17 protein-coding genes are annotated in these 18,645 nt (G+C 40.5%); 12 read left to right on the plus strand and 5 right to left on the minus strand.

The window, feature by feature from the left end; all coding sequences use genetic code 11:
- Positions 1 to 71: 71 nt before the first annotated feature.
- The 3 genes from OLM34_RS08475 (at position 72) to OLM34_RS08485 (ending at position 3,800) form a co-directional block, all read left to right on the plus strand.
- Positions 72 to 1,349 carry an O-acetylhomoserine aminocarboxypropyltransferase/cysteine synthase family protein gene (locus OLM34_RS08475; RefSeq protein WP_264406622.1) on the plus strand — a complete coding sequence of 426 codons (1,278 nt, stop codon included), beginning with the start codon at positions 72 to 74 and terminating at the stop codon, positions 1,347 to 1,349.
- Between the two features lie 427 nt (positions 1,350 to 1,776).
- Positions 1,777 to 2,799 carry a hypothetical protein gene (locus tag OLM34_RS08480; RefSeq protein ID WP_264406623.1) on the plus strand — a complete coding sequence of 341 codons (1,023 nt, stop codon included), beginning with the start codon at positions 1,777 to 1,779 and terminating at the stop codon, positions 2,797 to 2,799.
- A 110-nt stretch (positions 2,800 to 2,909) separates the two neighbouring features.
- Positions 2,910 to 3,800 (plus strand): hypothetical protein, encoded by an 891-nt coding sequence (locus tag OLM34_RS08485; protein ID WP_264406624.1) that lies wholly within the window; start codon positions 2,910 to 2,912, stop codon positions 3,798 to 3,800.
- 222 nt (positions 3,801 to 4,022) lie between these two features.
- On the opposite strand, the gene OLM34_RS08490 is transcribed toward OLM34_RS08485, so the two are convergent.
- Positions 4,023 to 5,519: a succinate CoA transferase gene (locus OLM34_RS08490; protein WP_264406625.1), complete on the minus strand. Its 1,497-nt coding sequence runs from the start codon at positions 5,517 to 5,519 to the stop codon at positions 4,023 to 4,025.
- Between the two features lie 55 nt (positions 5,520 to 5,574).
- Positions 5,575 to 5,994 (minus strand): hypothetical protein, encoded by a 420-nt coding sequence (locus OLM34_RS08495; protein ID WP_264406626.1) that lies wholly within the window; start codon positions 5,992 to 5,994, stop codon positions 5,575 to 5,577.
- 236 nt (positions 5,995 to 6,230) lie between these two features.
- Between OLM34_RS08495 and miaB the strand changes: the two genes are divergently transcribed.
- The 4 genes from miaB to OLM34_RS08515 all read left to right on the plus strand — a co-directional run bounded on the left by miaB (position 6,231) and on the right by OLM34_RS08515 (position 8,736).
- Positions 6,231 to 7,601, plus strand: coding sequence for a tRNA (N6-isopentenyl adenosine(37)-C2)-methylthiotransferase MiaB (gene miaB / locus OLM34_RS08500; protein WP_264406627.1), 1,371 nt, complete (start codon positions 6,231 to 6,233; stop codon positions 7,599 to 7,601).
- A 103-nt stretch (positions 7,602 to 7,704) separates the two neighbouring features.
- Positions 7,705 to 7,947 (plus strand): YtxH domain-containing protein, encoded by a 243-nt coding sequence (locus OLM34_RS08505; RefSeq protein ID WP_264406628.1) that lies wholly within the window; start codon positions 7,705 to 7,707, stop codon positions 7,945 to 7,947.
- A 22-nt stretch (positions 7,948 to 7,969) separates the two neighbouring features.
- Positions 7,970 to 8,356, plus strand: coding sequence for a phage holin family protein (locus tag OLM34_RS08510; protein WP_264406629.1), 387 nt, complete (start codon positions 7,970 to 7,972; stop codon positions 8,354 to 8,356).
- On the plus strand, positions 8,353 to 8,736 hold the full coding sequence (locus tag OLM34_RS08515; protein ID WP_264406630.1) for a hypothetical protein: 384 nt from the start codon (positions 8,353 to 8,355) through the stop codon (positions 8,734 to 8,736). The genes OLM34_RS08510 and OLM34_RS08515 overlap by 4 nt, the downstream gene beginning before the upstream one ends.
- A gap of 16 nt (positions 8,737 to 8,752) precedes the next feature.
- Here OLM34_RS08515 and OLM34_RS08520 read toward each other — a convergent pair whose 3' ends face one another.
- Positions 8,753 to 11,035, minus strand: coding sequence for a RelA/SpoT family protein (locus OLM34_RS08520; protein WP_264406631.1), 2,283 nt, complete (start codon positions 11,033 to 11,035; stop codon positions 8,753 to 8,755).
- 321 nt (positions 11,036 to 11,356) lie between these two features.
- Here OLM34_RS08520 and OLM34_RS08525 point away from each other — a divergent pair, with 321 nt between their 5' ends.
- Genes OLM34_RS08525 through OLM34_RS08540 form a run of 4 tightly spaced genes read left to right on the plus strand, consistent with a single transcriptional unit; the run spans position 11,357 to position 14,076 of the window.
- Complete coding sequence (locus OLM34_RS08525) at positions 11,357 to 12,436, plus strand: tetratricopeptide repeat protein (protein WP_264406632.1); 1,080 nt, start codon at positions 11,357 to 11,359, stop codon at positions 12,434 to 12,436.
- Positions 12,437 to 12,483: 47 nt separating this feature from the next.
- Entirely contained in the window at positions 12,484 to 13,041 is a 558-nt protein-coding gene (locus OLM34_RS08530; protein WP_264406633.1) for an RNA polymerase sigma factor, read from the plus strand.
- A 54-nt stretch (positions 13,042 to 13,095) separates the two neighbouring features.
- On the plus strand, positions 13,096 to 13,512 hold the full coding sequence (locus tag OLM34_RS08535) for a hypothetical protein (protein ID WP_264406634.1): 417 nt from the start codon (positions 13,096 to 13,098) through the stop codon (positions 13,510 to 13,512).
- A 39-nt stretch (positions 13,513 to 13,551) separates the two neighbouring features.
- Positions 13,552 to 14,076 (plus strand): hypothetical protein, encoded by a 525-nt coding sequence (locus OLM34_RS08540; protein ID WP_264406635.1) that lies wholly within the window; start codon positions 13,552 to 13,554, stop codon positions 14,074 to 14,076.
- A gap of 205 nt (positions 14,077 to 14,281) precedes the next feature.
- Here OLM34_RS08540 and OLM34_RS08545 read toward each other — a convergent pair whose 3' ends face one another.
- Both OLM34_RS08545 and OLM34_RS08550 read right to left on the minus strand, forming a co-directional pair.
- Positions 14,282 to 14,503, minus strand: a complete 222-nt coding sequence (locus OLM34_RS08545) for a hypothetical protein (RefSeq protein WP_264406637.1) — start codon at positions 14,501 to 14,503, stop codon at positions 14,282 to 14,284.
- 118 nt (positions 14,504 to 14,621) lie between these two features.
- The gene (locus OLM34_RS08550) at positions 14,622 to 14,792 is read right to left on the minus strand and encodes a hypothetical protein (RefSeq protein WP_264406639.1); all 171 of its coding nucleotides are present in this window, start codon (positions 14,790 to 14,792) and stop codon (positions 14,622 to 14,624) included.
- Positions 14,793 to 15,310: 518 nt separating this feature from the next.
- On the opposite strand from OLM34_RS08550, the gene OLM34_RS08555 reads away from it, so the two are divergent.
- Complete coding sequence (locus tag OLM34_RS08555) at positions 15,311 to 18,634, plus strand: SusC/RagA family TonB-linked outer membrane protein (RefSeq protein ID WP_264406641.1); 3,324 nt, start codon at positions 15,311 to 15,313, stop codon at positions 18,632 to 18,634.
- Positions 18,635 to 18,645 lie beyond the last annotated feature (11 nt).

Consider the following 18,645-nt stretch of genomic DNA (forward strand, 5'->3'; position numbering starts at 1 on the left):
ACCCGCTTTTATTGTTCATATCCGAACGGTTTTTCTTTCGCAAATCAGCGTTTGAATTTAATTTTACGTAAATGAAGAAATTACATTTTGAAACCCTGCAGGTACATGCAGGACACGAACCCGATCCTACAGGATCGAGAGCTGTGCCTATTTATCAAACCACAGCCTATTTGTTCAAAAATGCCCAACACGGAGCCGATCTTTTTGCACTAAAAGAATCCGGTAACATTTATACCCGCATGAACAACCCCACTACCGAGGTTTTCGAAAAACGGATGGCAGCGCTCGAAAATGGCGTAGCTGCCGTTGCCACATCATCCGGTCAGGCGGCAGAATTTATAGCAATTACCAATCTTGCCGAAGCCGGAGATAATATCGTTTCCACCTCTTATCTGTATGGGGGAACATATAACCTCTTCAAGGTATCTTTTGCCCGTCTCGGCATCGAGGTGCGTTTTGCCGATGGCGATGACGTAAACAGCATGGCAAGCCTCATCGACAACAAAACAAAAGCCATCTATCTTGAAATGATCGGGAATCCCGAATACAATATTCCCGATGTGGACGCCATTGTGGCACTGGCTCGCAAACACGATATTGCCGTCATTATGGATAATACCTTTGGTCAGGGTGGTTTTTTGTTCAACCCCATCGACCGGGGAGTTAACGTGGTGATACACTCTGCCACCAAATGGATTGGAGGACACGGCACCTCGATGGGCGGAATTGTCATCGATGGCGGAAACTTCAACTGGGGCAACGGCAAATATCCGATGTTCAGCGAACCTTCCGAGGGTTATCACGGATTGAACTTCTGGGAAACATTCGGCAATACGGCTTATGCCGTTCGTGCCCGCGTAGAAGGACTCCGCGATTTTGGTCCGGCAATCAGTCCGTTTAACTCCTTCATGTTGCTTATCGGATTGGAGACGCTCTCGCTTCGGGCCGAACGTACCAATGCCAATGCGCTGGAAATTGCCCGATGGCTCGAAAAACACCCTAAAGTTGAAAAAGTGAATTATCCGGGATTGGAAAGCAGCAAATACCACGCATTGGCAAAAAAATACCTCAAAAACAATGGTTTTGGCGGCGTTCTCTCTTTCTTTGTAAAAGGAGATGTGAAACAGACAGCCAAACTGATCGACAACCTGTCGCTTATCAGCCATTTGGCCAATGTGGGGGATGCAAAAACCCTAATCGTTCATCCGGCAAGTACCACGCATGAACAACTTCCCGATGAAGCCAAAATCGCCTCGGGAGTATACCCGAACATGCTCCGTCTTTCACTCGGCATCGAAAATATCGAAGACATCAAAGCCGACTTGGATGAGGCACTGAAAAAACTGTAGAAAACTTTTAGTCGGAAAGAAGGGTTTTGCAAATCTATTTGTTGCCCTTCTTTGCCCCTTCTTTGCCCTTTCTTTGCCCTTTCTTTGCCCTTTCTTTGCCCCTTCTTCGCTTTTCCTTCGCTCTTCCTTCGCTCTTCCTTCGCTTCAAGGCAGGGACAACAACACCAAATGCTGCGCGTTCGGTGTAAGGCAAACCTGCGTATTTACCGCATGTAGAGCGGGATCCGGAAGAGGAGCGTGAACGAACTTTTTGCAAGGATGGCGCATGGGTGAGGCAAGCATGAAGCGAGGAAGGTGCGGACTTGGTACGGAGAAGGTGCGAAGAAAGTATGACTTGTCCTGAAATAAATTTACGGTAAATGTAAACAAAATCGGGACAATATACTATGTTTGTACAAGAAATACGAACCCATAAATATTTTCCGGTGTGAGTACAAAAACCCATTTCGACATCCTGCTAATCGTTTGCCTGATCTTCAACCTGACAGGCTGCAACGAAAAAACCGCTCATCCGCAAAAAAAAGCCGGTAATCCATCGGAAAAAACCATCGATGAAAAAATAGCCGCTGTCGACAAAGAAAAATATGATGCCGGCATGCTGAAATTGGCTAATGGCGACACAACCGGCTTATGGCCTGTAAAACCGCAGCCATATCCGCTAAAAGGAGCTATTCTCCCCTTTAAACGGATAGTTGCCTATTACGGCAACTTATATTCTAAAAATATGGGCATTCTCGGCGAATACCCTCCAAAAGAATTATGGGAAAAATTACATAGGGAAATAGAGGCCTGGGAAAAAGCCGATCCCGCAACTCCGGTACAGCCCGCTATCCATTACATTGCCGTAGTGGCACAACAAGGCCCCATGAAAGATGGCACTTATCGGATGAGAATGCCCGAAAATCAGATCGATTCGGTATTGGCCATCGCCAACATGGGCAATGCGATTGTCTTTCTCGATATTCAGGTAGGATTAAGCACGGTGGAAAAAGAAGTTCCATTATTAGAAAAATACTTAAAAATGCCCCATGTCCATTTGGCTATCGATCCCGAATTTTCTATGAAGGACGGCACACCTCCGGGTAAAAAAATCGGCACTTACGATGCAGAAGACATCAATTATTGCTCCGATTTTTTGGTCAATTTGGTTCGGGAAAATAATCTCCCTCCCAAAATTTTTGTGATCCATCGTTTTACGAAACACATGATTACGAATTACAAGCAGATCAACCTGCATCCCGAAGTTCAGCTTGTCATCAATATGGATGGATGGGGTGCTCCCCCGCTTAAATTAAACACCTATAAACAATATATTTGGAGAGAGCCGGTGCAGTTTACCGGATTTAAATTGTTTTATAAAAACGATTTGAGGCAATTTCCTCACCGTATGCTTACTCCGGCAGAATTGATGAGGCTGCAACCCCACCCTATTTATATCCAATATCAATAACCGGGGAATGTGTTTATATTAAATAAACGAAAAATAGAATTTAACAATTGGTTTATTTAGCCGAAAACCCCTATTTTTGCAGAAAATATGAATTAGAGAAATTGCTTTTCATGAAAATAAATTTTAAAGAACGCACACCTCAACTCATCGCCATTATTGGCATATTGGTTATCATAGTGGTAATAGCTATCATTTTCAGCATCACTAAAACGCGGCAGATAAGCAACATGGAACAAGAATATGCTATTGAAAAACAACAACTTGAAGACGAATACGAAGCCATCTCCTTGCAATATGAGGGATTCAAATTTAGTGTAAAGAACGATTCGCTGCTTGCCAGGCTGGAAAGCGAACAAGCCAAGGTGCAACGACTTCAGGAACAGCTCCGACTTACCAAAGCTACCGACCAACAAGAAATTCAACGTTTGAAGAAAGAACTGGAGACCTTGCGTAAAATACTGAAATCATATATCGTTCAGATCGATTCGTTGAACCGTTTGAACCAAGAGTTGAAGAACGAAAACAAACAAATCAAGCAACAATATCAGGAAACCAGCCGTACCCTCACCCAGATTGCAAAAGAACGCGAAGTGCTCTCCGAAAAAGTATCGCTCGCTGCAAAACTCGACGCCACCAACATTAGCGTTAAAGCCGTAAACGATAGAGGAAAAGAACAAAAACGTTTAAGCCGAAGCACGCAATTTGTCATATCGTTTACCATTGCAAAAAACATTACGGCCGAACCGGGCGAACGAACCATCTATGTGCGTATCATGACACCGGATGGCAGCGTGCTTACCAAAAATCCGGAAAACACTTTTCCTTTCGAAAACGGACAATTGCAGTATTCCATTAAGCGTATTATCGAATACGGAGGAGAAGAAACGCCGGTAACCCTTTATTGGAATATTGAAGAATTTTTGATGCCGGGTACCTATAAGGTCGATATTTTTGCCGATGGAAACCACATTGGTTCCTATAGTTTTACCATGCAGGCATAATCGGCAAAATGCCCTTCAACCAAGCTTGGGCAAGGGGTGTGGCGAATTGAAAACGAGTTGATGAAAAACGAAGTACAACACTACTGTTGGTGCAATATATCAAGAGTCGAATTGAAAACGAGTTGATAAAAAAACCGGGCAAAAAATAAAAAAGAAGAATGTCCTCAGTGTCGGATCACTCTTCTTTTTTTATATGGCATATGCCCATGTAAAATTGGCGAATTAGGATTTCCTGTATTTCGAAAAATCGGTATTCAGCATACTGCCTGTTTCCAGAAAAGCCTGATGAAAGGCAAAACAAGAATATAAATCCTGAGGAATATGACCTTTCACCCCGAGATTCAAATATTCATGCAACAACGGACGATAGTCGGGATGGGCACATTTCTCGATGATTTCTTCGGCACGACGTCGGGGACCTTTTCCTCGTAAATCGGCAACACCATATTCGGTCACAATAATTTTTACCGAATGCTCGTTATGATCTTCGTGCGTAGCCTTTGGCACAATGCAACTTATTTTTCCGTCTTTTGCCGTTGAAGGGGTAAGAAAAATCGATAAATACGCGTTTCGCGTAAAATCGCCCGAACCTCCCACGCCGTTCATCATCATCGTTCCATTGACGTGTGTAGAATTGATATTTCCGAAAATGTCGGCTTCGATGGCCGTATTAAGCGCAATGATTCCCAATCGGCGTGCTATGCCCGGGTTATTGGAAATTTCGGAAGGACGCAGAATGACTTTATTCTTGAAGAAATCCAAATTATCGTACACTTCCTGCATTACCTCATTGCTCAAGGTAAGCGAACAACCGCTGGCAAACAAAATATTGCCTTTTTGCATCATGTCGATTACGGCATCCTGTATGACTTCGGTATATACTTCAAAACGTGGAATTGCGGCATTACTGCCCATGGCAGCCAACACCGCATTGGCAATATTGCCGACGCCGGACTGAACAGGAAGAAAAGCAGAAGGAATGCGTCCTGCCTTCATTTCGGCCACAAAAAAATCAGCCACATTCTCGCCGATTTGTTTGGTTACTTCATCCAGGGGTGAAAATTTACCTCCTTCACCGTCTTTTTCGGTTTCTACCACAACCATTTTAGCCGGGTCGACCTTCACATACTCCAGACCGATACGGCCACGCACATCGCAAAGATTAATTTGTCGGCGTTTTGGAGGATCATCCAATTCGTATATATCGTGAATGCCTTTGAGTTTTTGAGGAACTTTTTTGTTTAATTCCACAATAACGATTTTTGCCAGGCGACAAATGGTAGGTGTGATCCCTACACCGGTTGTAGGAACAATCTCGCCGTTTTCCGACACATCGCATGCTTCGACCACCGCCACATCTATCCCGCCCAGAAAACCATACCGTATCTCCTGTGCCAGTTGCGAGAGGTGCATGTCAAAATATTCGAACTCGCCGTTGTTGATTGCCTTTCGCATATCTTTGTTGGACTGGTAAGGAGTACGAAACTTGATTGCTTTGGCACGGGTGAGCGCACCATCGATGGAATCGCCTGTAGAAGCACCGGTAAAAATCCCGATTTTAAAAGGGTTGCCTTTTGCGTGCTCTTCTTCGGCACGTTTGGCAATCTCCACCGGAACCACCTTAGGACAACCTGCATGAGTAAACCCGCTGAAACCCACATTGTCATCATTCTTGACAAGCGCAGCGGCTTCTTGTGCAGTAATAAAATGTAAAGCCATAGATTTGATAAAATAATTTTTTAAATGATATAAATGATTGCTATTATTCTTTCCTTCAAAATTTTTTATTGAAAATTTCACCGTAAATTATTGCTTTTCGCAATTCGTCGGTTCTGCGGTCACTGTATAACTCTTCTACAAGCGGATGTGAAGAATATGCTTCATGTTGTTTTTCTGTATCCATGTCTTCATTCGTGAAAATAGAACCTTTGAGCATCGATTCTCCTTCAGCAGAAATTACCGCATCGAGCAACGGAGATCGGTATTCACGACGCTGTGACGACGAAATAAACGGAGGTGGAGCAGAAGGCTTTTCTGAAGGGTTGGAATCCCTATCGGTTTGAATTTCTCGTTCTTTGCTCTTTTTTTCTTTTCCGGATTTATTAAAAAACCCCAATATCAAGAAAAATAAGAGTATAATCAAATAAAAAATATCGCCCACATCCATATTTTGATTAATTTTGCAGTACGACAAAAGTAGTCAAATTTTACGAATTAATGGTTGTAACGGTATAAAAAAATCGGAAAGAACTTCACAGTTCCCTCCGATTATTTAACCAAAACCTTAATTATGAAAAATTTTCATTTTTCGGTTGCAAATATACGACAAACAGATTAAACACGCAACATCTTTATGTAAAGCATACACTTATTTAGTATGATTCTTTATTTTCAAAAATATTTTACAGTATAATTTGAATATACAACAACATGAATTTAAATTCGATAGATATACCGAGCGATAAAAAATTATTTATAGAAACTTACGGCTGTCAGATGAATGTGGCCGATTCTGAAGTGGTCGCCTCCATTATGAAGATGGATGGATACATGCTCACCAAGGATGAAAAAGAAGCCGACGTTATTTTTGTAAACACCTGTTCCATAAGAGATAATGCCGAGCAGAGAGTGATTCAGCGGCTCGAATATTTTAATGCACTGAAACGAAAACGGAAAAACAACCTTATCATCGGTGTGTTGGGATGTATGGCCGAAAGACTGAAAAAACAGCTTATCGAGGACTACAACGTGGATATGGTTATCGGCCCGGATGCCTATCTCGATTTGCCCAACCTTATCGGTTCGGCCGAACAGGGAGAAAAAGTGATTAATGTTGAACTTTCGAAAACCGAAACCTACAAAGACGTTATCCCCATGAAAATTGGCGGGGGTATATCGGGTTTCATCTCGATCATGCGGGGATGCGATAAATTTTGCACCTATTGCATCGTGCCCTACACACGCGGACGTGAACGCAGCCGCGAACCCGAAAGCATTTTGGCAGAATTACGCTACATGCGCAAAAAAGGATTTAAGGAGGCAACCCTCTTGGGGCAAAATGTAAATTCCTATCTCTATACCGATGGCAATCAAACGGTCGATTTCCCTGCCTTGCTCGAAATGGTGGCACGTGAAGCCCCCGATATGCGCATCCGTTTCACCACTTCTCATCCCAAAGACATGACGGATGAAACACTCGAAACCATTGCCAACTACAAAAACCTGTGTAACTTCATTCATCTTCCGGTACAATCGGGTAGCTCGCGCATATTGAAGCTCATGAATCGAAAATACGACAGGGAATGGTATCTGGACAGAATTACCGCCATACGTCGCATCATCCCCGATTGCGGATTGTCGACCGACATCATGTGCGGATTTTATTCCGAAACCGAAGACGATCATCAACAAACGCTATCGCTGATGGAAGAAGCAGCGTTCGACTCGGCTTTTATGTTTAAATATTCGGAGCGTCCGGGCACTTATGCTGCAAAAAAACAAGGAGATAATGTTCCCGAAGAAGTGAAAATTCGTCGCTTGCAGGAAATCATCGATCTGCAAAATACGCTATCGCTTAAAAGCAACCAAAAAGATATGGGTAAAGAAGTTGAAGTGTTGATAGAAGGTTTTTCCAAACGTTCGCGCCAACAACTTTTTGGCCGAACCGAGCAGAACAAAGTGGTTATTTTCGATAAAGGCAATCACCATATCGGGGAAACCATCAGGGTCAGGATCACCGGCTATACCTCGGCTACGCTTTTCGGAGAGCCGGTTCATTCTATGGCTCCATCTATTTTTTAACAACTCCGGCAAACAATTTACCCGAATAAATGTTATAAAATAAAACAAGATACACAAGACGTATTGAAACGATAATAATAAACCATTTAAAAAAACAAGAACTATGAAATCAGAAACAAAATTATTGTTAGGCTTAGGCATCGGATTGGCATTGGGTGCAGCCATAGGTTACATGTTGGGAACCGACAAAAAAGGCGAATGGCTGGAACAATTTAACGAATTTGCCGACAAAGTAAAAGTGGACATAAAATCGGCTATTTACAAAGGCAAAAGTGGCGTAAACGACCTAAAAGAAGATATCGACGACATCGCAGACGTAGCCAAGAAAGAGCTGGGAAAAGAATAAAATTCATCTAACTCACCTGATAATGGAAAAAAAGACACCAACTAACTTGTTCGATGAAATAAGAGAAAGTGTATCGCACTATATAAAAAGCACAATTGAATTAACAAAACTTGAAATTTTCGAGAAATTAAGCATTGCTTCCTCAATCATTGCTTATAGTGCGATACTATTGGTTTTTGTATTATTTGCTCTGTCGTTGATTTTCATTACGGGGGGACTTTATCTTGGCGAGTTGTTCGGGAATACATGGGCCGGTTTCGGAAGTGTATCGCTTGCTACGCTCCTTATCGTTATTATTCTGTTGCTGCTGAAAAAACCGATCAAGAAAAAGATTACCAATCGGGTGGTTTCCTTTTTGATGGAAGAAAACGACAAGAAAGATAAAAAAGACAAAAAGGATACAAAATGAAAACATATCAATTAACCCCTTTGGAAAAGCTTCAAGCAGAAAAAGAAAGGCTTCGCGACGAACGCTCAACAGCAGAACGACGAATGCTTTTTCAATTTCAATATCTTGCCAATAATTGGGGAACGATATTGGCACAAAGCGTATCGGGAGTCTTTAGAAGCAGGTTATTGGAAACCGTAGAGAATATCTCCTATGCGGGCACAAATTCTGCCACATCCTTTCTCACCTCACCCCGCAAAGTTAAGTGGGGCAACTTTCTTGTTTCCAATCTGCCAAACATCGCACAAATAACATGGCGCATTGCCAAACCGGCCTTGATTACTTTTGCTACAAAAAAAATAATGGGAATGATTTTTAAAAGGAATAAAAAGAAGAAATAGATTTTTCATTAAAATTCTACACGAGCAAACGGTGGACGGTGGAAACGCCTTCCACTTTTGCTATCTTGGAACACAGCAGATTCACATCTTCCACACTATGAACATATACGTTGATCACTCCTTCAAAAATGCCATCATTGGAAGATACATTCACACTTTGAATATTCACCACCACCTCTTCCGACAATTTTGACAGAATATTGCTTAATATTCCAATACGGTCGATTCCGGTAAAAGCAATGGAAGCCAAAAACGAGTACTGTCGATAATCACCCCAATCCACTTCAACAATTCTATCTCCGAAATTCGATTTCAATCTCATACCCGTCTCACATGAGCGCTTATGCACTTCAACCTCATTTTTATCATTGATAAAACCAAACACTTTATCGCCCGGTATAGGTTTACAGCAGGGAGCAGCAATGAAATTTTTCTTGAATTGTTCTTCTTTCAACACATATACCGATTTTTTATCTATTACAGGTGTCAAGGAAGAAATGGCATCTCCGGCCGTTTTGGGTACATTAGTCACGATTTTGGGTTCGGAAGGCACTTTTTTCATAGCATTCATTGCCTGTTTTACGTAACGGACAAACAAATTTTCATTTTTAGGAACACCTTCTTTCACTTTATAAAACACATTCGGATTATCCGGAAGTGTGATTTCATTATTGCCTATTGAATAATACAGATCTTCTTTTTTCTCTAATTTGTAATAATTCAATATTTTGGTATAGGTTTCATTATCAATAGGTTGATTTTTGAATAACTCTTCCAGCATTTTTTGTCCTTTTTCGGCCGTTCTTCGTTTTTGGCGACGCAATGCTGCTTCTATTTTTGTACGGGCTTTAGCCGTTGTGGCATAGTTCAGCCACTCCGGTTGGGGATATTGCGACTGCGATGTGAGAATTTCAACCTGGTCGCCACTCTTGAGTTGATAACTCAACGGTACCAATGTGTGGTTGACTTTGGCACCCAAACAATGATCGCCTAGGCGCGTATGAATGGTATAGGCAAAATCGAGCGCCGTTGCTCCCTGAGGCAACGTGATTATTTCTCCTTTCGGAGTAAATACATATATTTCGGACGAAAAAAGGTTCATCTTCACCGTATCGAGAAAATCGATGGCATTGGGACTCGGATTAGCCAAAATCTCCTGAATGGTTTTCAACCATTTATCGAGTTCGTTATCTTCTTCCACCTTGTTTTCCTTGTACTTCCAATGAGCTGCGAAACCTTTTTCGGCAATGTCGTCCATACGACGGCTTCGAATTTGTATCTCTATCCATTTCCCGTCGGGTCCCATAACCGTCAGGTGCAACGCCTGATAACCGTTGGCTTTGGGCTGACTCAGCCAGTCACGAATACGATCGGGACGCAGTTTGTAAATATCGGTAATCGCCGAATAGATATCCCAACATTGTTTCTTTTCGTCCATGCCGGGCTCCACTTCAAAAATAATGCGCACGGCAAAAAGGTCATACACTTCGTTAAAATCGATCCCTTTCGATTCCATCTTTTTCCAAATGGAATAAACCGATTTAACCCGGGCACGCATCTCATATTTGATATTCATTTTGTCCAACGCCTCTCGTACGGGTGCGGCAAAATTTTCGTATATCTTGTTTCGCTCGGCGGCTGTTTCTTCAATTTTTCGCGTAAGCTCGGCATAAACATCCGGATGTTCATACTTGAAACAAAGCTCTTCCAATTCGGTTTTTATGCTGAACAAACCCAGTCGGTGTGCCAACGGTGCATACACATACATGGTTTCACCCGTAATCTTAAACTGCTTGGCAGGAGCTAAAGACGAAAGGGTGCGCATATTGTGCAATCTATCGGCAATTTTAATGAGAACCACACGAATATCATCGGACATGGTAAGCAGCAGTTTACGAAAATTTTCAGCCTGAGCCGAAACGTTTTCGCCAAACATTCCGCTTGAAATCTTCGTTAATCCATCTACAATCTGAGCAATTTTATCCCCAAACATCATCCGTATATCTTCTACCGTGAGATCGGTATCTTCCACTACATCGTGAAGCAAAGCTGCCGAGATGGATGTAGAACCCAGCCCCATTTCGCGCGAAACAATGCGGGCTACCGCCAACGGATGCATAATATAAGGTTCTCCCGAACGCCGACGGACACCTTTATGGGCCTCTTTGGCCACATTAAAAGCCTTGGTAATAATTTCCACTTTCCGTCGGTGATTCGAGCTCAAATAATCGTTGAGCAGAGCCTGAAACTCGTCATTGATCATTTTTTCTTCCGCTGCCAATCTCTCTTCGTCATTCATACGTGCTCGTTAGACTTTCCTTATAATATAATGTTTAAAGGGAATACGAAATTACAAATAAATCTGCAATAAACATTCCGTAATTGGTAAAAACACAAAAAAGATGGGATTAAGTCATAACCTACCCTTTGTTGAATCTAACATCGATTATTGTTTTTACGTTGAAAAACCAAATTACCTGTTAAAATGCCGACGTATTTGAAAAAAATTATTTATTCTGCAGGCAAGACTGTTTACAATTGTTACAATCTTGTTTCTTTTCAAAAAGAAAAGGGCGTAATCTCTTTTTTTATTTTTATTTTTATCCTCAAAAAGGAAACAATGAAGAAAATATACATCCTATTGCTTTTTATTCTTTTCTACCCTCCTCTCTATGCTCAAAAAAGCGAGCAGAATCTTATTACAGAGGGAGTTAACTTACACGATTCGGGAGAATACCAAAAAGCAATAGAAAAATATCAACAAGCCCTTTCCGTTAATCCGAAATCTCAACAAGCCATTTACGAAATGGCGCTTTCTTACTTGGAATTAAAAGATTACGAAAAAGCATCGGAATATAGTACGCAGGTAATTGATGCCGACGACAAAAACTTATCGATGTTGGCTTACTGCGTAAAAAGCGAAGCACTTACCGAAATGAATCAAACAGACAAAGCCATTGAACTCTTAAAAGAAGCGATAAGAAAACACGGTGACCATTATTTGCTCCATTTCAATTTAGCACTCAATTATTACAAAATAAACGATACGGGCAACACGCTTTCTCATGTAAAAAAAGCCATCGATTTGAATAAATCGAACAGCGATGCTTTCCTTCTAAATGCATATGCGCTGAACGATGTCGGATTGTGGGTGCAAAGCATCTTATCGTTTCAAATGTTTCTACTCACGGAACCCGACAGTCAACGTTCAAAAAATGCTTTTGAAGAAATGTTGCAAATTATGCGCGTAAAACCGGCTTCGGAAAAACCGGTAGAGCGATCCTTCATCCAACAACAACTTTACCGAAATCCCTCTGCTATTCACCCCGACCGGATTCCTCCGCTTACCATCGAACAGGGATTAAACCGAAATTATATCTACCATGCCATCACCACAACCCTGGACTCGCTCAAAACCCATAACGAAGAGCCCGATCTTTATACCACTTTTACCGAAGTCAATAAAGCCGTTCTCACTGTTCTTGAAAAAGAAAACGACGGAACAAAAGAAAAAAATGCTTTCTGGACTTTCTATGTACCTTTTTTTTCCCATATTCTCCATTCCGACTATTTTGAAACGTATTGCCGCTATATCAGCGTTTCTTATTTCCCCGAATCGCTTGAATGGTGGAACAACAACAAAGCAAAAGCCGAAGATTTTTTGAATTGGTTTGAAAATGGAGATAGTGAAATACGGTAATCAAAATCGGAAAAAACCGTTATCTTTGCAGCTGAAGCTCTATTTGTATGGAAAAAAGCAGTTACTCAGAGGAAGAAATACTACAGCAGTTACGCAATCCCAAAACCCGACGCGAAGGTTTTGCCAAACTTGTTGCAGAATATAGTGAACGGCTATATCGGCAAATTCGAAAAATGGTTCTTTCTCATGACGATGCCAACGACATTCTTCAAGAAGTATTTATAAAAGCATGGATAAACATCGATAACTTCAGAGGCGAGGCCAAATTGTCGACATGGTTATACCGGATTGCCATTAACGAAAGTATCACTTTTCTCAACAAATTGCGGGCTCAAAACAATGTTTCGATAGACGAAGAAGATACATTCCTGATTAATCGGCTCGAAAGCGATACCTATTTCGATGGAGACGAGGCTCAGAAAATGCTGCAAAAAGCCATCCTTACCCTCCCTTACAAACAACGACTGGTATTTCAGATGAAATACTTCGATGAGATGAAATACGAAGAAATGTCAGATATTTTGGGCACCTCGGTTGGCGCACTTAAAGCTTCCTATCATCATGCGGTAAAAAAGATAGAAAATTTTTTATCGGACCACGATTAAACTTTCATGTATTTACAATGTCAATGTTAAAGCATAGCGAAAGAAATAAAAGATATGAAAACAAAGATAAGGCTGGAAGACATCAATAAAACGGATCCTTTTAAAGTGCCCGATCATTATTTCGAACAGTTTAATAAAGAAATAATGAAGCGGTTGCCGCCAATAAAAACGCCGGAATTTCAGCCTGTGCCCTTACGTGAAAAAGTGAGACCGTGGATTTACATGGCAGCTATGTTTGTGGGTCTGTTTATTATTATTCAATTTTTAACAAAAAACGCGGGTAATCAATCCACCCGATCATCTGCCACATACGATTCCGGTATGCAATCGGCAACCATTCCGTCCGATAAATATTGGTCGACCGTAGAAATTTCCGAAGAAGAATTTTATCAATATCTCGAAGATCAATTATCGGAAGACGAATATTACGACTACATATACAATGAATTCTATGCTACGCAAGATATGTAAAAATAACAAAGCAAGGACAACCAAAAAAAGCAGAGAAATATGAAGATACAAAAGTGTATAGGTTTATTAATCGGTGCATTTATTTTTTACATATCACCCCAATTCGGTTATGCTCAGAATAAAAAAATGGATATGGCCGAGTTCGAAAAACGAAAACAGGAATATGTGAAAGAAAAAGCAGCACTGACACCCGAAGAGGCTCAACGGTATTTTCCGTTGAATAATGAACTGAATCAAAAGAAGTTCGAATTAAACAGGCAGCATCGCGAGAAAATAGAGAAAATGCGTAAAAACAAAGAGATCACAGACGCAGAATATCGAAATATTCTTGAAAACGATGTGGAAGTAAAACTAAAAGAAGCCGAACTCGACAAAGAATATGCCGAAAAATTTGAAAAAGTTCTTCCCCCCGAAAAACTGTATAAAGCTCGTCAAGCCGAAAAAAACTTTATACAACAAGAAGTGACCCGTTTCCGGAAAGAAAATAGAAACAATAACACCCAAAACAAAGGGAATCAAATCAAAAGCAACCCAAATAACCGTAGCGGAAGAAACAAAAAATAAAAAAGGGCTTATTCAAGGTAAAGAGAGTTTTGGAGTATATCGTTACCGCATCGTGCTATCCACATAACTATGGCGATGCGGTTTTTTTATATGAATTGATGTTGTTTTTCCCTTTTGAAGGGATGTCGGTCATACTGTATAGCTGTTTAAAAAAAGATGTCATGTATAAAAAAGCAGTTGAAAACGCCAGCTCTCGTCTACAAACTCACGAGCCCTTTCGTTCAGCAGATCTTCCGCTTTTTTCACTTTTCCCACTTTTTTCGTCACACTGCTGCGCCGCCGCTGCTTTCTGCTTCTCCCCACTCATCCCACTGTCGCCGCTCATCCGCTTTCGCCACCCCATCCCCGTTTTTCCACATCTTCCGCTTCTTTCGCCGCTTCTCCCACTGCCTTCATTTAACCGTTTTTGCTCCGCTTTTAAACCCAAATCCTACACTTTCCTACACTTTCCTACGCTTTCCTATACACCCGAAACCCGCTCCCCATCTAACTTTCCTACACTTCCTACACTTCCTACACTTCCTACACTGTATCGTCCTGATTTTTTACATTTTCTGCAAACGCATTCCGAACAAGACAAGAACAAGACCCCACCTTCTCCGTACCAAGTCCGTACCAAGTCCGCTCCATCCTCGCACCAAATCTGCACCATCTCCGCTTCGATTCCGCACCGTCAACGCACGTTGTAATCGGTAACTTTGCCGAAAAACAGCCATTTGCATGTTGCATATTACACACACATACGCAGGTTTGTCCTATACCAGACGCACCAAATCCGGTACACCTGTCCCTCCTTAGGAGCAAGCATGAAGCGAAGGAAGAGCGAAGAAGACCCATCCAAACCCGATAAAAAACAGCAACGGTAATTAAAATATAAAAATTACAAATTTAGCAGAAAACAAGAAGACCGGCAAGCTGAAAACCTCACTCAACAAGCCGAAACCATCTCTTTGTAATTTTTTCGTCATAAATATGTAATTATTTTGTAATATTAAAAATTTATCTTTGCATAGTATTCAGAATTACTAATTAAAAAATTTATATGCCTATGACATTTTAAAAAAGAAAACAAAAAAAACCGATAAATCCAACAATATTTATCGCCAATTTCAATCGACACAAATTAAATTCATTAACTGTATTAATTACAAAAAATAATCAATGTATGAATAAAGACAATTCAAAGGGTAATTGTTTACCTCAAAAATTACCTTGCAATCATTTTTTAAGAATTATGCGAACAAGCATTATTTTGTTGTTTACCTGCGTATTTTGTTCCATGGCCGAATCGACTTACACCCAAGAAGCCAAGGTGTCTACAAACAAACGCAATGTAGCGGTAAAAGAGGTATTGAACGAAATTGAAGCACAAACCGATTACCTGTTCATCCCTAACGATGAAGTGAACACGGACGTCCTGTTTGCGCAGCAGGAGAAGAAAACAATAGCAGGAAAAGTGGTCGACATTAAAGGTGAACCTGTTATAGGTGCTAACATAGTAGAAGTTGGCACAACCAATGGTACGGTAACAGATGTGGATGGCAATTTCGCGTTGGAGGTTGCCGACAATGCTGTTATTCGTGTTTCTTATATCGGTTATCTCGATCAACAAATCAACACTGCCGGCAAAACCAATTTTAATATTGTTTTACAAGAAGATATCAAAGCTTTGGAAGAAGTGGTTGTGGTAGGATATGGAACACAGCGTAAAGTCAATTTAACCGGAGCTGTGGATCAAGTAACCAGTGAAGTTTTCGAAAATCGCCCAATTTCAAATGTTACCCAGGCTTTACAGGGCATTGTTCCTAATTTAAATATAAAATTGGTTGATGGAAAACCAACTCGATCTTCTTCTTACAATGTTCGTGGAACTACTTCAATCGGTCAGGGAGGAAGCGCTTTAGTGCTGATTGATGGTGTAGAGGGTGATCCTGCTCTGCTTAATCCTAACGATATTGAAAGTATTTCTGTCCTTAAGGATGCGGCTTCTGCTGCTATTTATGGAGCAAGAGGGTCATTTGGAGTAGTGTTGATTACAACGAAAACTCCACAAAAAGGGAAAATTACCGTTAACTATTCTGGCAGTATTTTATCGCAAACCCCTACAGCCATACCCGACAATGTAACGGATGGCTATGTATACGCAGAACGTTTTCGTGAAGCTTATTATGCGTGGAATAATTATTCGTCTCTTCCCAGCAAAATCAATAAAACTCAACCTTATTCGGATGCATGGTTGGAAACTTTTAAAAAGCGCAAAGAACAGGGAATTACCAATGAAGTTGAAATTGGACCTGATGGCAGTTATATATACTACGGTAATACTGACTGGTATGATATTTTGTATCGGGATCATTCCTTCGCTCAAGATCATAATGTAACTGCATCAGGTGGCAGTGAAAAGGCAGATTTTTATTTATCAGGTCATTATTATGATTTCAACGGATTATTTAATTACAATTCAGATACTTATAAAATGTATAATATTAGAGCCAAGGGTTCATTGGAAATTACCAAATGGTTGAAAATAAGCAATAACATGGAGTTCTCGGATATGACTTACCATAATCCGATAAATATTGGGGAAGGAGGCAGTATTTGGAGAAATATTGCCGATGAAGGACACCCTTCAATGCCGGTCTGCAATCCTGATGGATCATTAACAATGTCCGCTGCTTATACTGTAGGCGATTTTATTTATGGGAAAAACTGGATAAATACACACAAAAAAATATTGAAAAATACAACGGCTTTTAACGCTTCATTTTTAAATAATAAGTTACGAGTAAACGGAGATTTTACTTTTCGTAATTTTGACAATAATGATGAGCAAAAACGCGTACCGGTCCCTTACAGCAATGTTCAGGGAAGAACCGTTTGGCTTAGTGAGAAATACAATGACTTTAAAGAATCTATCCGCAACACTTTTTATACAGCAACCAACCTATATGCCGAGTATGAAAACACATTTGCCGATGATCATTATTTTAAGGGAATGTTGGGTTACAATTACGAAACATCCAAATATGAATCGAATTATGTTCAACGGAATGGCTTGCTTCTACCTGACGCTGAAAACTTGAACTTAGCTCTTGGAGAATCAACAACTACATCGGCCGGATACGAAAAATGGCAAATAGTCGGCACTTTTTTTCGATTAAATTACAATTTTCAGAATCGTTATTTGCTGGAAATAAATGGTCGCTACGACGGTTCTTCAAAATTTCCCCAAAATCAAAGATATGGTTTCTTTCCATCATTATCCGGAGGTTGGAGAATCTCGGAAGAACCTTTCTGGAAAGTCGATGATAGCCTGATTTCCGATATGAAAATTCGGGCGTCTTATGGTTCACTTGGAAATGGGAACATCGGTTCTTATAATTTCATGGAATTGTTGTCGATTAGTACGTCCGACAGAGTATTGAATGGTGCCTTAAATAAATATACTCAAAATCCTGCACCGATTCCCAGTGGTTTAACATGGGAAACAGCCACTACATTTGACATAGGAACTGATATTGGATTAGCAAAAGGACGTTTGCAGTTTACAGGCGATTATTATATTCGTAAAACTACCGATATGTACACAGTTGGCATGACCTTACCTGAAGTTTTTGGAGCAACTTCTCCGAAGGGTAATTATGCAGATATGACTACTCGAGGTTGGGAATTATCTGTCACTTGGAATGACAATTTCGTGCTTGGTGGTAAATCTTTCAATTATCAATTACGTGGCACTATGCATGATTATAAGTCAAAAATTGATCGGTATAACAATACTACCAAAAGTTTAAGCGATTATTATCCCGGTATGACTGTCGGGGAAATATGGGGATATAGAACCGACGGACTTTTTCAATCGCAGGATGAGATAGAGGGTTATGTTAATACTATTATAAAATCTTCTTCGAACGGGACGGTCTATCCCGGTGATATAAAATTTGTTGATGTAAATAAAAATGGAAAAATTGATTATGGGGATAAGACCGTTGATAAACCAGGAGATATGGTTATTATAGGTAATTCTGATCCACGTTATATTTACAGTTTAAAATTAGATGCCGATTGGAATGGTTTTTTTCTTTCTTCTTTCTTCCAAGGAGTAGGACAGCAGGATTGGTATCCCAGCAATGAATCGGCATTTTGGGGACAATATAATCGTCCTTACAACAATTTGCCCAAATGGCATTTGAATAATTATTGGACGAAAGACAATCGAGATGCTTATTTGCCAAGGTATGCGGGATATAATACTTCACTGAAAGAGACAAAATCAGACCGTTATCTTCAAAACATCGCTTACATTCGATTGAAAAATCTTCAAGTGGGATACTCTCTCCCCCAACATCTGATTTCAAAGATAAGTATGAAACAGGCAAGAGTATTTATATCAGGAGAAAACCTTTGGAGTTGGTCACCGCTTTACCGTCGAACAAGAGATTTTGATGTTACAAACACACAAGGTTCTGATCCTGATCTTACTTCAAGTAATTATGGTGACAATTACAGTTATCCTTTAATGAAAACAATCTCGTTAGGGTTATCTCTTACTTTTTAAACAATTGAATT

Source organism: Anaerorudis cellulosivorans, assembly GCF_025943985.1.
In the GTDB taxonomy this organism is placed as follows: Bacteria; Bacteroidota; Bacteroidia; order Bacteroidales; family Dysgonomonadaceae; genus Anaerorudis; species Anaerorudis cellulosivorans.

What these genes read in the sequence shown, in the direction of transcription:
- OLM34_RS08475 (WP_264406622.1), top strand. Translation starts at nt 72, where the DNA reads ATGAAGAAATTACATTTTGAAACCCTGCAGGTACATGCAGGACACGAA.
- OLM34_RS08485 (WP_264406624.1), top strand. Translation starts at nt 2,910, where the DNA reads ATGAAAATAAATTTTAAAGAACGCACACCTCAACTCATCGCCATTATT.
- OLM34_RS08490 (WP_264406625.1), bottom strand. Translation starts at nt 5,519, where the DNA reads ATGGCTTTACATTTTATTACTGCACAAGAAGCCGCTGCGCTTGTCAAG.
- miaB (WP_264406627.1), top strand. Translation starts at nt 6,231, where the DNA reads ATGAATTTAAATTCGATAGATATACCGAGCGATAAAAAATTATTTATA.
- OLM34_RS08505 (WP_264406628.1), top strand. Translation starts at nt 7,705, where the DNA reads ATGAAATCAGAAACAAAATTATTGTTAGGCTTAGGCATCGGATTGGCA.
- OLM34_RS08510 (WP_264406629.1), top strand. Translation starts at nt 7,970, where the DNA reads ATGGAAAAAAAGACACCAACTAACTTGTTCGATGAAATAAGAGAAAGT.
- OLM34_RS08515 (WP_264406630.1), top strand. Translation starts at nt 8,353, where the DNA reads ATGAAAACATATCAATTAACCCCTTTGGAAAAGCTTCAAGCAGAAAAA.
- OLM34_RS08520 (WP_264406631.1), bottom strand. Translation starts at nt 11,035, where the DNA reads ATGAATGACGAAGAGAGATTGGCAGCGGAAGAAAAAATGATCAATGAC.
- OLM34_RS08525 (WP_264406632.1), top strand. Translation starts at nt 11,357, where the DNA reads ATGAAGAAAATATACATCCTATTGCTTTTTATTCTTTTCTACCCTCCT.
- OLM34_RS08530 (WP_264406633.1), top strand. Translation starts at nt 12,484, where the DNA reads ATGGAAAAAAGCAGTTACTCAGAGGAAGAAATACTACAGCAGTTACGC.
- OLM34_RS08535 (WP_264406634.1), top strand. Translation starts at nt 13,096, where the DNA reads ATGAAAACAAAGATAAGGCTGGAAGACATCAATAAAACGGATCCTTTT.
- OLM34_RS08540 (WP_264406635.1), top strand. Translation starts at nt 13,552, where the DNA reads ATGAAGATACAAAAGTGTATAGGTTTATTAATCGGTGCATTTATTTTT.
- OLM34_RS08550 (WP_264406639.1), bottom strand. Translation starts at nt 14,792, where the DNA reads ATGGCTGTTTTTCGGCAAAGTTACCGATTACAACGTGCGTTGACGGTG.
- OLM34_RS08555 (WP_264406641.1), top strand. Translation starts at nt 15,311, where the DNA reads ATGCGAACAAGCATTATTTTGTTGTTTACCTGCGTATTTTGTTCCATG.